This is a genomic window from Stenotrophomonas sp., from assembly GCF_031995405.1.
Taxonomy (GTDB): Bacteria; Pseudomonadota; Gammaproteobacteria; order Xanthomonadales; family Xanthomonadaceae; genus Stenotrophomonas.
Window position 1 is genome coordinate 1 of record NZ_DAMAGC010000117.1, and the last position, 13030, is coordinate 13030.

11 protein-coding genes are annotated in these 13030 nt (G+C 68.1%); 6 read left to right on the forward strand and 5 right to left on the reverse strand.

The features are described from left to right. The 3 genes from RTO53_RS16330 to RTO53_RS16340 form a co-directional block, all read right to left on the reverse strand. Window positions 1–1074: polyamine ABC transporter substrate-binding protein (locus RTO53_RS16330; RefSeq protein ID WP_312238788.1), on the reverse strand; the 1074-nt coding region annotated here is incomplete at its 3' end. Window positions 1075–1210: 136 nt separating this feature from the next. Then, a complete protein-coding gene (locus tag RTO53_RS16335; RefSeq protein ID WP_312238789.1) occupies window positions 1211–2647 on the reverse strand; it encodes a glutamine synthetase family protein in 1437 nt (478 codons plus the stop codon). Further along, window positions 2644–3402, reverse strand: coding sequence for a gamma-glutamyl-gamma-aminobutyrate hydrolase family protein (locus RTO53_RS16340; RefSeq protein ID WP_312238790.1), 759 nt, complete (start codon window positions 3400–3402; stop codon window positions 2644–2646). The genes RTO53_RS16335 and RTO53_RS16340 overlap by 4 nt, the downstream gene beginning before the upstream one ends. Before the next feature lie 142 nt (window positions 3403–3544). Here RTO53_RS16340 and RTO53_RS16345 point away from each other — a divergent pair, with 142 nt between their 5' ends. The 3 genes from RTO53_RS16345 (at window position 3545) to RTO53_RS16355 (ending at window position 6789) form a co-directional block, all read left to right on the forward strand. Beyond that, window positions 3545–4846 (forward strand): FAD-binding oxidoreductase, encoded by a 1302-nt coding sequence (locus tag RTO53_RS16345; protein WP_312238791.1) that lies wholly within the window; start codon window positions 3545–3547, stop codon window positions 4844–4846. Between the two features lie 70 nt (window positions 4847–4916). After that, a complete protein-coding gene (locus RTO53_RS16350) occupies window positions 4917–6257 on the forward strand; it encodes a diguanylate cyclase (protein WP_312238792.1) in 1341 nt (446 codons plus the stop codon). Window positions 6258–6327: 70 nt separating this feature from the next. Then, entirely contained in the window at window positions 6328–6789 is a 462-nt protein-coding gene (locus RTO53_RS16355; RefSeq protein WP_312238793.1) for a bacteriohemerythrin, read from the forward strand. Here RTO53_RS16355 and RTO53_RS16360 read toward each other — a convergent pair. Further along, window positions 6770–8062, reverse strand: coding sequence for an MFS transporter (locus RTO53_RS16360; RefSeq protein ID WP_312238794.1), 1293 nt, complete (start codon window positions 8060–8062; stop codon window positions 6770–6772). The two genes, RTO53_RS16355 and RTO53_RS16360, sit on opposite strands and share 20 nt — an antisense overlap. A gap of 174 nt (window positions 8063–8236) precedes the next feature. Between RTO53_RS16360 and RTO53_RS16365 the strand changes: the two genes are divergently transcribed. Beyond that, complete coding sequence (locus tag RTO53_RS16365) at window positions 8237–8863, forward strand: hypothetical protein (protein ID WP_312238795.1); 627 nt, start codon at window positions 8237–8239, stop codon at window positions 8861–8863. Window positions 8864–8880: 17 nt separating this feature from the next. On the opposite strand, the gene RTO53_RS16370 is transcribed toward RTO53_RS16365, so the two are convergent. Further along, window positions 8881–10383 (reverse strand): aldehyde dehydrogenase, encoded by a 1503-nt coding sequence (locus tag RTO53_RS16370; RefSeq protein ID WP_312238796.1) that lies wholly within the window; start codon window positions 10381–10383, stop codon window positions 8881–8883. A 110-nt stretch (window positions 10384–10493) separates the two neighbouring features. Here RTO53_RS16370 and RTO53_RS16375 point away from each other — a divergent pair, with 110 nt between their 5' ends. Together RTO53_RS16375 and RTO53_RS16380 are read left to right on the forward strand one after the other, a co-directional pair. Continuing rightward, window positions 10494–11846, forward strand: coding sequence for an aspartate aminotransferase family protein (locus RTO53_RS16375; RefSeq protein WP_312238797.1), 1353 nt, complete (start codon window positions 10494–10496; stop codon window positions 11844–11846). A gap of 79 nt (window positions 11847–11925) precedes the next feature. Next, window positions 11926–12801 (forward strand): plasmid replication/partition related protein, encoded by an 876-nt coding sequence (locus RTO53_RS16380; protein WP_312238798.1) that lies wholly within the window; start codon window positions 11926–11928, stop codon window positions 12799–12801. The last annotated feature ends 229 nt before the right edge of the window (window positions 12802–13030 follow it).

The following is a 13030-nucleotide window of genomic DNA, read 5'->3' on the forward strand; positions in this document are numbered from 1 at the left end:
CCGGGTGTAGAGCTTGTCGGTCTCCGGCGTGTTGATCGAGTAAGTGAACATCTTGGCGGCCACGTCGGCCGGCGGGTAGATGGTCGGATCGGTGCGGATCGCCTCGTCCACCAGCGCGGTGGCCTTGCTCACCGGGTTGGCGTAATGGATGAAGTTGGTGTTGGCCGCGGCCACCTTCGGTTCGAGCAGGTAGTTGATGAAGGCATACGCTTCCTCCGGGTGCTTGGCATCCTTGGGGATGGCCAGCATGTCGAACCACTGCGGGGCGCCTTCGCGCGGGATCGAGTAGGCCACGGTCACGCCGTTGTTGGCCTCCGCCGCGCGGTCACGGGCCTGGATGATGTCGCCCGACCAGCCCACCACCAGGCAGGTGCCGCCATTGGCCAGCGAGCCCACGTACTGGGAGGAGTGGAAGTTCTGCACGTAAGGACGGATGCCCTTGAGCAGCGCGGCGGCCTTTTCCAGCGTGGCCGGGTCCTGGCTGTGCGGATCTTCGCCCAGGTAGTGCAGCGCGATCGGGATCATGTCCGAAGGCGTGTCCAGGATGGTGATCCCGCAGTCCTTCATCTTGGCGATGTTTTCGGGCTTGAAGATCAGGTCCCAGCTGTTGGCGATGTCGGTACTGCCGCCGAAACGCTGTTTGAGCAGTTCCACGTTGTAGCCGATGCCGGTGGTGCCGATCATGTACGGCACACCGTACTGGTTGCCCGGGTCCTGCTGCGCGATGCGCTTCATCACGTCCGGGTCGAGGTTGGCCAGGTTCGGGATCTTGCTCTTGTCCAGCGGCAGGAACACGCCGGCCTTGATCTGGCGGCCGAAGAAATTCAGCGTCGGCACCACCACGTCGTAGCCGCTGTTGCCGGCCAGCAGCTTGGTTTCCACCATTTCGTCGCTGTCGAACACATCGTAGGTGACCTTGGCGCCGGTGGCCTTCACGAAGTTGGGGATGGTGTCTTCGGCGATGTAGTCACTGTAGTTGTAGACGTTCAGCACCTTGCTGTCGTCCGGCTTGCCGCCGCCACAGGCGCTGAGCACGGATACGGCAATGCCGAGGGTGAGGATTCGCAGCTTCATCGGACTCTCCACAGGTCAGGTGCGAGATGGGGGAACCGGCCAGACCGGTACGACGGGTGCCAGCCTAACGGGCATGCCCGTATTTTCCCAGCACACGGCCCTCACGGCCATGCCGGATCTGGCGGTGGCGGCCGGCTCAGACGTTGAGCAGCAGGAACTCGCGCTCCCACGAGCTGATCACCCGGAAGAAGGTCTCGTATTCCTTGCGCTTGACCGACACATAGGCGCGGCAGAAGCGTTCGCCCAGCATCTCGCGCAGTTCCGGGCAGCCTTCCAGCCCGTCCAGCGCCTCGCCCAGCGAACGCGGCAGGTCGTAGCCCAGTTCCTTGGCGCTGCCGCTGATCGGCGCGGTCGGCGAGCCCTGCTCGCGGATGCCGAGCAGGCCGGCGGCCAGGGTGGCGGCCATGGCCAGGTAGGGGTTGGCGTCCGAGCCGGCGAACCGGCTCTCCACCCGCATGTTTTCCGGGGTATCCAGCGGCACGCGCAGGCCGCAGGTGCGGTTGTCGAAGCCCCAGTGCACGTTGCTGGGCGAGACTTCGCCGAACACCAGGCGGCGGTAGGAATTCACGTTCGGGGCGAAAAACGCCATCGCCATCGGCACGTATTTCTGCAGCCCGGCCAGGTAATGGCCGAACAACGGGCTGAAATCCTCGCCGCCATGCTCGCCGGTGAACACGTTGTGGCCGTCACTGATCCGCAACAGGCTCTGGTGGATGTGCATGGCACTGCCGGGTTCGTTCTCCATCGGCTTGGCCAGGAAGGTGGCATATACCCCGTGCCGCATCGCCGATTCGCGCATGGTGCGCTTGAACAGGAACACCTGGTCGGCCAGATCCATCGCGTTGGCGTGGGTGAAGTTGACCTCAAGCTGCGCCGCGCCGGATTCGTGGATGAGCGTGTCCACGTCCAGCTTCATCGCATCGCAGTAGTCGTACATCAGATCCAGGATGGGATCGAACTCGTTGACCGCATCGATGGAATAGGACTGGCGCGCGGTTTCCGGGCGGCCGGAGCGGCCGGCCGGCGGCAGCAGCGGGAAGTCCGGGTCGGTGTTCTTCTGCACCAGGAAGAATTCCAGCTCCGGCGCCACCACCGGGCGCAGGCCCAGTTCGGCATAGGCGTCCAGTACCCGCCGCAGCACGTTGCGCGGGGCCAGTTCGTGGGGCTCGCCGTGCTTGGTATAGCAGTCGTGGATGACCTGCGCGGTCGGGTCGGTGGCCCACGGCACCATCCGCACGGTGTCCGGGTCCGGGCGCAGGATCATGTCCGAATCCGACGGCGAGGTCAGTTCGTAGTAATCGTCCGGAAACTCGCCGGTGACCGTGGTGGCGAAAATGCCCTCGGGCAGGCGCGTGCCGTAGTCGTGGGAGAACTTGTCGGCCGGGATGATCTTGCCGCGCGCATTGCCGGTGATGTCCGGCACCAGGCACTCCACCTCGGTGATGCGCCGCTCCTTGAGCCAGCGCAGCAGCGCGCTCTCCTCGGGCACCGGTGGCGCGGCAGCCTTGCGCGAGGGCGTGGCCGCCTTGCGCGACGAGGGGGGGGACTTGCGCGAACGCGTTCGGGTGGTCATGACCGGTCTGCTTTGCGGGAGTAACGGCGACAAGCATCGCCGAAGGCTCGGAAAATGCGGTGATGGAACGGGTTTTCGGTGACACGCCATTCCGGATGCCACTGTACTCCGAGCACGAAGGCGTGCGCGGGACTGCGCGCGGCCTCGATGAGGCCGTCATCGGCGCGCGCCTCCACCCACAGCCCCGCCGCGAGCCGATCGACGCCCTGCCCGTGCACCGAATTGACCGTGACCGCATCGGCGCCGGCCCAGTCTGCCAGCCACCCGCCCTGGACCAGCCGCACCGGGTGCGCCGGACCGTACTGGTGTTCGACCGGCGCATCGGGATCTTCGCGATGGTCCATCAGGCCGGGCACGGCGTGCACGCGTTGGTGCAGCGTGCCGCCGAGGGCCACGTTGAGTTCCTGGAAACCGCGGCAGATGGCCAGCACCGGCAGGTCGCGTGCGAGTGCGGCCTGCAGCAGCGATAGTGCCGCGGCATCGCGCGCGGGATCGTGCAGATTGCCCGGCCAGCTGGGGGCGCCGCCGTAGTGCTGCGGCTCGATGTTGCTCACCGCGCCGGTCAACAGCAGCCCGTCGAGGCGGTCCAGCCAATCCTCGGCCGGCAGCGCAGGCTGCAGGCTGGGCAACAGCACCGGCGTGACCGCCGCTGCCAGGCACAGCGCGCGGATGTACTTTTCGCCGGCGACCGCGAACCGGTGATGGCCCAGCATCGTACTGTCGGTGGGCAGGCCGACCCAGGGCGGCGGGACCATGCGTCATGCTCGGATGACCTGCCTGCACGTTACCGCCGGGCTGCAACCGGGCGCAACCGGCGGCGGTCCGTCACATGCCTGCGCGCGTGCCTGCGACAGACTGGCCGCTGTTCCGGGGCCGGGTTGCTGGCATGCTGTCGCCATGAGTTCCGTTTTTTCGCGCCATTCCGGCCAGGACCACGTTGCCAGCTGGTACGCCGACAGCGTGCCGGCCCAGCCCTTGCGTGCGCCGCTGGCGGGCAACCTGGACACCGACGTGTGCGTGCTCGGCGCCGGCTACACCGGCCTGTCGGCGGCGTTGTCGCTGGCCGAGCGTGGTTTCCGCGTGGTGGTGCTGGAGGCGCAGCGGGTGGGCTGGGGCGCGTCCGGGCGCAACGGAGGCCAGGCCATCGTCGGCTATGGCTGCGAGGTGGACACGCTCGAACGCCTGGTGGGCGCGGACGATGCTCGCCACCTGTTCGATTTCTCGCGTGAAGGCATGGCGCTGCTGCGCCAGCGGCTGCAGCATTACCAGATCGAGTGTGACTGGCGCGATGGCCATGCCAGCGTGCCGATCCGCGCGCGCCAGGAACGCACGCTGCGCGCGGGCATGATCGAACTGGCCGAGCGCTACGACTACCCCCTGCAGTGGTGGGATCGCCAGCAGCTGCGCGAGCAGCTGGACAGCCCGCGCTACAGCGGGGCGATGTTCGATGCGGCCAGTGGCCATCTGCACCCGCTGGCCTATGCGCAGGGCCTGGCGCGCGCGGCCGAATCGCTGGGCGTGAGGATCCTGGAACAGTCACCGGTGCTGCAGCTGGTCCGCGGCGCGCGCCCGCAGCTGCGTACCGCACAAGGCGCGGTCAGCGCCGACCACGTGGTGATCGCCGGCAATGCGCTGCTGCAGGGCATCGCACCGGAACTGGAAGCGCGGATCATGCCGGTGGGCACCTACATCGCGGCGACCCCGGCGCTGGGCGCCGAGCGCGCGCGCGGGTTGATCCGCAACGACATGGCCGTGGCCGATGTCAGCTGGGCGCTGGATTATTTCCGGCTCAGCGCCGACCACCGGCTGTTGTTCGGCGGGCGCGCCAGCTATTCGGCGTTGCCCCCGCCGGGCCTGCGCGGGGTGATGACCCGGCGCATGCACCAGGTGTTTCCGCAGCTGGCCGATGTGGCCATGGAGCAGGTCTGGGGGGGGTACGTGGACATCACCCGCAACCGGGCGCCGGACTGGGGCCGGCTCACGCCCAACGTGTATTTCGCGCAGGGTTTCTCCGGGCACGGCGTGGCCGCCACCGGGCTGGCCGGGGCGGTGCTCGCCGAGGCCATTGCCGGGCAGGCCCAGCGTCTGGATGTCTTCGCGCGGATTCCGCACGCGCGTTTTCCGGGCGGGCGATGGATGCGTACGCCGCTGCTGGTGGTGGCGATGTCCTGGTACAAGCTGCGCGATGTTCTGTGGTGAGCCGGCCCTAAAGTTGCAGGTGAAATTGCCGCTATCCCTGCCGACCCACTCGAAATCGAGCGTACGCCAGATGCCGGCTTTGTTGCAGGGCGCTTTCGACAGCGACCCCGGTGATGCCTTGCCCCAGCGGATCCTGCTGGTGGAAAACTCGCGCACGTTCACCAGCATGCTGCGCGAGGCGATCGAGCAGCGCCTGGAGCTGCCGGTGTCGGTGGCCACCAGCCTGGCCGAAGCCGGACGCCTGCTCGATGAGGAACAGGGCTGGTTCCTGGTCCTGACCGGGCTGGTGCTGGCCGATGGCGACCGCGACAAGGTGGTGGAGTACTTCCTGTCGCGCGGGCTGCCCACGGTGGTGGTCAGCGGGGTATACGACGAGGACCTGCGCAAGCGCGTGCTGCAGCAGCAGATCATCGACTACGTGCTCAAGAACACCCCCGGCAGCATCGACTACCTGGTGTGGCTGGTGCAGCGGCTGGAGCGCAACCGGCGCATCGCCGCGCTGGTGGTGGACGATTCGATGTCGGCGCGGATGTACGCCGCCTCGCTGCTGCGCATGTACGGCCACGAAGTCTACGAAGCGGCCGATGGCGCCGAGGGGCTCAAGGCGATCGAGGCGCATCCGGCGATCCGGCTGGCGGTGGTCGACCAGGAAATGCCCGGCATGGAAGGGGTGGAGTTCACCCGCCGGCTGCGCACGCTGCGTTCGCGCGACAAGGTCGCGGTGATCGGCATCTCCGGCAATACCGATCCGTCGCTGATCCCGCGCTTCCTCAAGAACGGCGCCAACGACTTCCTGCGCAAGCCCTTTTCGCGCGAGGAATTCTTCTGCCGCGTCTCGCAGAACGTGGACCAGCTGGAGCTGATCGGTACGCTGCAGGACCTGGCCACGCGCGACTTCCTGACCGGACTGCCCAACCGCCGCTGCTTCCTGGAACAGAGCCAGCGCCAGCTGCCCCAGCTGCACCACGACGGCGAGCGGGTGGCGGTGGCGATGATCGACATCGACCACTTCAAGCACATCAACGACACCCACGGCCACGAAGCCGGCGACGATGCACTGCGCGCGGTGGCCGGTGCCGTGGCCGCGCACGCGCGCGCGGAAGACCTGATCGCGCGCTTTGGTGGCGAGGAATTCTGCCTGCTGGTACCGGGCCTGGAAGAAGATGAAGCCCGCGGCTACTTCGAGCTGCTGCGCCAGCGCATTGCCGCGCTGGAGGTGAAGGTGGGCGAGACCACCCTGCGCATGACCGTGAGCATCGGCCTGTGCTGCCTGCGCCCGCAGCGCGACTCGCTGCACCGGCTGATCTCCGAAGCCGACCGCCAGCTGTACCTGGCCAAGGCGGGCGGCCGCAACCAGGTCAGCTGCACCAGCGTGGCCAGTGCCGCCCGGGAAGCCGCCCTGGCGCCTTGATCGAGATCAACGCGGTGCCGCCGCCCCGCACCTAGAGTCGTTTCCAGTTGAACATCACGGGGAACGCACCATGGCACTTCTGGTCTGGCAGGACGACCTGAACATCGGCATCGACGTCATCGACCACCAGCACATGCGGATCGTGGAGATGCTCAACCACCTGCACGTGGCGCAGACCAGCCTGCAGCGGCTGGCGGTGGCCGAGGTGATCGACGAACTGGTGGACTACACCATGTCGCATTTCGCCTTCGAAGAAGAACTGATGGAAGAAGCCGGTTATCCGTTCTGCGCGGCGCACAAGCGCGTGCACGAGATTTTCGGCAAGCGCGTGTCCGAGTATCGGCTGCGCTTCCAGTCCGGCGAGGACGTCACCGACGAACTGCGCACGATGCTGTCACGCTGGCTGTTCAACCACATCCGCGGCGATGACAAGGCCTATGCGCCGCAGGTCAAGCAGCACCTGAACCAGTTTGCCCGCGACCACCAGCAGGGCAGCTGGCTGGGACGCACGCTCAAGCGTTTTTTCCGCTAAGCGCGGCGCGGCGGCCCATCGCCAGCAGTGCCAGGATGGTGACCAGCGCGGTCAGGCACAGGTAATAGCCAACGGCCAGCAGGCCGAAGCGTTCGGCCAGCCAGGTAGCCACGTAGGGCGCCGGTGCCGCGCCGAGGATGCCGGCCAGGTTGAACGACAGAGACGCGCCGGTGTAACGCACCTGCACCGGGTAGATCTCGGCCAGGAAGGTGCCGCACGGGCCGTAGGTCAGCCCCATCAGGAACATGCCCAGCGACAGGAAGCCCAGCACCAGCCACGGGCTGCCGGCCCGGAACAGCGGTGCGAACAGCACCCCGAAAGCCAGGATCAGGCCGCTGGCGACGATCATCGTGCGGCGCGTGCCCCAGCGGTCCCCATACAGCGCCGACAGCGGGATGCCGGCCGCGAAGAACAGCATGCTGGTCATCTGCAGCAGCAGGAAATCCGAGCGCGTGTAGTGCAGCACCGTGGTGCCGTAGCCCAGGGTGAACACGGTCATCAGGTAGAACAGCACGAAGGTGGCGAACGCGCCCAGCGTGCCCATCACCAGCGCGAAGGGATGCTCGCGGATCACCGTCCACATCGGCAGCTTGACCCGCTCGTTGCGGTCCAGCGCCGCCTGGAACTGCGGGGTCTCATGGATGTTCAGGCGCACCCACAGGCCCACGGCCACCAGCAGCGAGCTGGCCAGGAACGGGATGCGCCAGCCCCACTGCAGGAAGTCGGCATCGCTCATCAGGCGGCCGAGCAGCAGGAAGATGCCGGCCGAGAGCAGGAAGCCCAACGGCGCGCCGAGCTGCGGGAACATGCCGTACCAGGCGCGTTTGCCCGGCGGCGCGTTCTCGGTGGCCAGCAGCACCGCCCCACCCCACTCACCGCCCAGCCCCAGCCCCTGGCCGAACCGGCACAGGGCCAGCAACGCCGGCGCCAGGATGCCGATGCTGGCATGCGTGGGCAGCAGGCCGATGGCCACCGTTGAAACGCCCATCGTCAGCAGCGCCGCCACCAGCGTGGCCTTGCGCCCGATCCGGTCGCCGTAATGACCGAACACCGCCGAGCCCACCGGACGCGCCACGAAGGCCACCGCGAAGGTCGCCAGTGACTGCAGCAGGGCGGCGCCATCGCTGCTCTGCGGGAAGAACAGGTGCGGGAACACCAGCACCGCCGCGGTGGCGTAGATGTAGAAATCGAAGAACTCGATGGTGGTGCCGATCAGGCTGGCCAGCAGGATGCGGCGCGGGGAGTTGACGGCAGGTGCGGCGGGAGTCGACATCGGGCACACGAAAAAGGGCAGCTGCCGGATTCTGCCATGCCCCCACCCCGGCGCGGCGGATGGTTGCAGACGTGACCGTCGGGCTGTGACCGCCTGCCCAGCCGATGCGATGCTGCGGAACTCCGCGCGCGGGCAGCGGTCAGAGCAGGTCGATCCCGTCAGGATGGACATGGAATGTCATCATCAAGGATGTCGTCGCCGGGCCTGCGCTGGCGCCACCCCTGCGCGATCGCGGTCGTGATCGCGGTGCACGGGCTGATGTTGGACGTGCTGCTCGGGCCGGGGCCAGCGACGTGGGTGGACGACGAGGAAGACCGTCCCAGCGTGCGTTGGCTGCCGCGTCCCGCGCCATTGCCGGTGCCATTGTTACGGGCCCCCAGGCCGCCGGCTGCGGCGCGCCCCGCGCCCGCGTCAGTGCCGCCCGCCGCGTCGGTGGCCCTTCCCGCAGCGCCGCCGTCCACTGCCCCGCCGGATGCCGGCCCGTTGAACCTGCATGTGCCCGGCCTCGGTCCAGGCAGTGACGGACTGGGCAGCGCCACCTTCGCCCCACGCCTGATCGGACGCCGCGATGCACATCGCGCCTTCGCCCCGCCGCCGAAGCGTTTCCGCATGCAGCGCGGACTGACCCCCGAGCAGCTCGTGCAGGGCATTGCGCAGGCACTGCAGATGTGGCCGCCGGGGTACGTCGTCGATCCGTGTCGGCTGAGTACCGCACAGGTCGACTATTTCCAGCAGGCGGTCGACGAACGCGACCGCGACCTGCTGCGCGAGGCGCTGATCCACCAGCGCCAGGATTGCTGACTCTTCTTGCCCGCCCATTACCCGCCCAGGTGAATCCAGGTCGCCTTGAGCTCGGTGTACTTGTCGAACGCATGCAGCGATTTGTCGCGGCCGATGCCGGACTGCTTGTAGCCGCCGAACGGTGCGGTCATGTCGCCGCCATCCCACTGGTTGACCCACACACTGCCGGCGCGCAGCTGGCGGGCCACGCGGTGGGCGCGGCCGAGATCGCCGGTCCACAGCCCGGCGGCCAGCCCGTAGCTGGAATCGTTGGCCAGGCGCAGCGCATCGGCCTCGTGGTCGAAACCGAGCACCGACAATACCGGCCCGAAGATCTCTTCGCGCGCGATGGTGTGGCTGGCATCGACCTCGTCGAACACGGTCGGCTGCACATAGCTGCCACCGGCGACCACCTCCACCCGCTTGCCGCCCAGCAGCAGGCGTGCGCCTTCCGCCTGCCCGCGGTTGATGTAGTCCAGCACGTGCTCGGCATGCGCGTTGTCGACCAGCGCGCCCATCGCCGCGTCCGGATCGAACGGGTGGCCGGGCTGCATGCGTCGCGCATGGGCCAGCACCCGGGTCACGAATTCGTCCTGGATGGAGCGCTGGACCAGCAGCCGCGAGGCCGCCGTGCAGACCTCGCCCTGGTTGTAGAAGATGCCGGTGGCCGCCGCCTGCGCGGCCTTGTCCAGGTCCGGTGCATCGGCGAACACCAGGTTGGGGCTCTTGCCGCCGCATTCCAGCCAGGTGCGTTTGAGGTTGGAGCGCCCGGCGCATTGCAGCAGGCGCTTGCCCACGGCGGTGGAACCGGTGAAGGCCAGGGCGTCCACGTCCATGTGCAGGGCCAGCGGCTCACCGGTGCGCTGGCCATGGCCGGGTAGCACGTTGAACACACCCTCGGGCACACCGGCCTCGGCAACCAGCGCAGCGAGGCGGATCGCGCTCAGTGGCGAGCGCTCGGACGGCTTGAGGATCAGCGAATTGCCCGCCGCCAATGCGGGGGCAATCTTCCAGCAGGCCATCAGCAGCGGGAAATTCCACGGCACGATCGCCGCCACCACACCGATCGGCTCGCGGCTGACCAGGCCCAGCGTATCCAGCGCGGTCGGGGCGATCTCGCCGTACACCTTGTCGATGGCCTCGGCGGTCCAGCGCAGGCAGCGCACCGCGCCGGGCAGATCGCCCTGGCGTGCGTCGCGCACCGGTTTGCCCATGTCCAGGCTCTCCAGCAAGGCGAGCTCATCGGCGTGCTGTTCGACCAGGTCGGCCAGCCGCAGCAGCACCTGCTTGCGCTGCACCGGCGCCGCACGCGACCAGTGCCCGGCCTCGAAACTGCGCCGGGCAGCCGCCACCGCCCGCTCCACGTCCGCCGCCGCGCAATCGGCGACCTGCGCCAGCACGCGGCCGTCGATCGGGCTGATGCAGGCGAACCGCGCACCATCGGCGGCATCCACGTAGCGACCATCAATGAAGGCCTGGCCGTGCACGACCAGTGCATCGGCCTGGCGCTGCCAGTCTTCGCGGGTGGGGTGGGCACGCATGCGGGACTCCAGGGCGGTGTTCGGGCGTCCTTTTATACCCGCCGTCCGCACTGCGCATCGTGATGCATCTGCGATAAAGTCGTGATCAACCGGTCCCTGCGGAGATGCCGATGCGCCGTGCCGACACCCCGTTGTCGTCCCTGTCCCAGCAGCGCCCCGAATCGCTGGAGGCGTTCTGGATGCCGTTCAGCGCCAACCGTCAGTTCAAGTCGGCGCCGCGCCTGCTGGTCCGCGCCGAAGGCATGTACTACCACGATGTCGACAACCGTCCGGTGCTGGATGCGGCGGCCGGGCTGTGGTGCTGCAACGCCGGCCATGCGCGCCCGCGGATCGTGCAGGCGATCCAGCAGCAGGCGGCCACGCTGGATTTCGCTCCACCCTTCCAGATGGGCACGCCGCTGCCGTTCGTGCTCGCGCAGCGGCTTGCCGCACTCGCGCCGGCGCCGCTCAACCACGTGTTCTTCAGCAACTCCGGCTCCGAAGCGGTGGATACCGCGATGAAGATCGTGCTGGCCTACCACCGGCTGCGCGGCGAGGGCCAGCGCACCCGTTTCATCGGCCGCGAGAAGGCCTATCACGGGGTCGGCTTCGGCGGCATGTCGATCGGCGGACTGCCCAACAACCGGAAGACGTTCGGCCCGCTGCTGGCCGGCAGCGACTTCCTGCGCCATACCCTGGACCTGTCACGCAACGCGTTCAGTCCCGGCCTTCCCCGGCATGGCGCCGAACTGGCCGAGGACCTGGAGCGGCTGATCGCACTGCACGATGCCTCCACCATCGCCGCGGTGTTCGTCGAGCCTATCGCAGGCTCGGCCGGGGTGATCCTGCCGGCGCCGGGCTACCTGCAGCGGCTGCGCGAAATCTGCGACCAGCACGGCATCCTGCTGGTGTTCGATGAGGTCATCACCGGCTTCGGCCGGGTCGGCAACGCCTTTGCCGCGCAACGCTTCGGGGTTACCCCGGACCTGATGACGCTGGCCAAGGGGCTGACCAACGGCGCGGTGCCGATGGGTGCCACGCTGGTTTCGGACACGCTGCATGCGGCCTTCATGCAGGGTCCGCCGGCGGCGATCGAGCTGTTCCATGGTTATACCTATTCGGCCCATCCGCTGGCCTGCGCCGCCGCGCTGGCCACGCTGGACACCTACGCCGAAGAACACCTGTTCGAGCGCGCCATCGAGCTGGGCGAGTACTGGCAGTCGGCGCTGCACAGCCTGCGCGGGCTGCCGCACGTGATCGACATCCGCAACTTCGGGCTGATCGGTGCGGTGGAGCTGATGCCACGCAAGGATGCGCCGGGCGCGCGCGGCTACGAGGTGTTCGAGCGCTGCTTCCGCGACGGTGGCCTGCTGGTGCGCTGCACCGGCGATGTGATCGCCCTGTCGCCGCCGCTGATCATCGACAAGGCGCAGATCGACCGCATCGTGGAGATCCTGGGCGACATGATCAGCGCCACCGGCTGAGCCTGAATCGGCCGGCGACGACGGCGGCCGCCGCGATCCTTACAATGGTCGGTCACGTTTCGCTCGCGTACCGGATTGCATGGACATTGTCGTCAAAGAAGAACTCAAGGCCTACATCGATCCCCTGACCCCCGACGAGCACGACGCGCTGGAGCGCAGCATCCTGGCCGAAGGCTGCCGCGATGCGTTGGTGCTGTGGGGCGACGTGCTGGTGGACGGGCACAACCGGTTCGGCATCTGCCAGAAGCACGGGTTGCCGTTCCAGACCGTGCAGAACACGCGCTTCCAGTCGATGGACGACGTGCACCTGTGGATGATCGAGCAGCACCTGGGCCGTCGCAGCGTGTCCGATTTTCAGCGCGGCGTGCTGGCACTGCGCAAGCGCGACATCCTCGCCGAGCGTCGCCGCATCGAGCAGGCCCAGCTGCAGAAGGAAAGCGACGGCGAGATCGCCGAGGCCGGCCCCGACAGCGATGAAGACAGCCCGCCATGGGCCGCCGCACCGAAGGTGAGCCGCGCCGACATGGCGCGCGAGGCCCGGCTGAGCAGCAGCCAGGTGACGATGATCGAACGCATCCACAAGCAGGCCGCGCCGGAGCTGGTGGAAGCGGTCAAGACCGGCGTCATCTCGATCAGCGCCGCAGCGGCCGTGGCCGACCTGCCCGAAGAGGAGCAGCGCGCGGCAGCGGTCGGCGGCAAGGACGAGCTGAAGCAGGCGGCCAAGCGCGTGCGCGAGGCCAAGCGCAAGCCGCGCAAGCCGGTGCAGGAGGTGCTGCACAGCGCCGATGAGGACATGGAGATCGACCCCAGCCGCGAGGCCGAGATCGCCGATGCGCTCAGTGCGCTGGGCGAAGGCCCGGCCGAGCTGCGCCAGCGCGTGATCGCACTGACGCTGGAAAACGACACCCTGCGCCAGCAGCTGGCGGCGCTGCGCAAGCAGCTGGCGGAGGCCTGAGGTAGTGCCGGCCGTTGGCCGGCAACGTCATGAACCTTCGGTGCGGCGTGCCTGGTTGCCGGCCAGCGGCCGGCACTACCGCCCTTCGGTGCGATGTGCCTGGTTGCCGGCCAGCGGCCGACACTACCGGACACTCATGTGCTGATGGGTAGACTGGGGCGATGACGCCCATCTCGCCCCCCGACCCGCGCCGCGCACAACTGCGCCGCCTCAAATTGATCGCCCTGGC

Bases quoted from the DNA above. Each gene is read 5' to 3' on its own strand.
- RTO53_RS16360 (WP_312238794.1), bottom strand. From the start codon at position 8,062: ATGTCGACTCCCGCCGCACCTGCCGTCAACTCCCCGCGCCGCATCCTG.
- RTO53_RS16355 (WP_312238793.1), top strand. From the start codon at position 6,328: ATGGCACTTCTGGTCTGGCAGGACGACCTGAACATCGGCATCGACGTC.
- RTO53_RS16350 (WP_312238792.1), top strand. From the start codon at position 4,917: ATGCCGGCTTTGTTGCAGGGCGCTTTCGACAGCGACCCCGGTGATGCC.
- RTO53_RS16380 (WP_312238798.1), top strand. From the start codon at position 11,926: ATGGACATTGTCGTCAAAGAAGAACTCAAGGCCTACATCGATCCCCTG.
- RTO53_RS16370 (WP_312238796.1), bottom strand. From the start codon at position 10,383: ATGCGTGCCCACCCCACCCGCGAAGACTGGCAGCGCCAGGCCGATGCA.
- RTO53_RS16375 (WP_312238797.1), top strand. From the start codon at position 10,494: ATGCGCCGTGCCGACACCCCGTTGTCGTCCCTGTCCCAGCAGCGCCCC.
- RTO53_RS16335 (WP_312238789.1), bottom strand. From the start codon at position 2,647: ATGACCACCCGAACGCGTTCGCGCAAGTCCCCCCCCTCGTCGCGCAAG.
- RTO53_RS16345 (WP_312238791.1), top strand. From the start codon at position 3,545: ATGAGTTCCGTTTTTTCGCGCCATTCCGGCCAGGACCACGTTGCCAGC.
- RTO53_RS16365 (WP_312238795.1), top strand. From the start codon at position 8,237: ATGTCATCATCAAGGATGTCGTCGCCGGGCCTGCGCTGGCGCCACCCC.
- RTO53_RS16340 (WP_312238790.1), bottom strand. From the start codon at position 3,402: ATGGTCCCGCCGCCCTGGGTCGGCCTGCCCACCGACAGTACGATGCTG.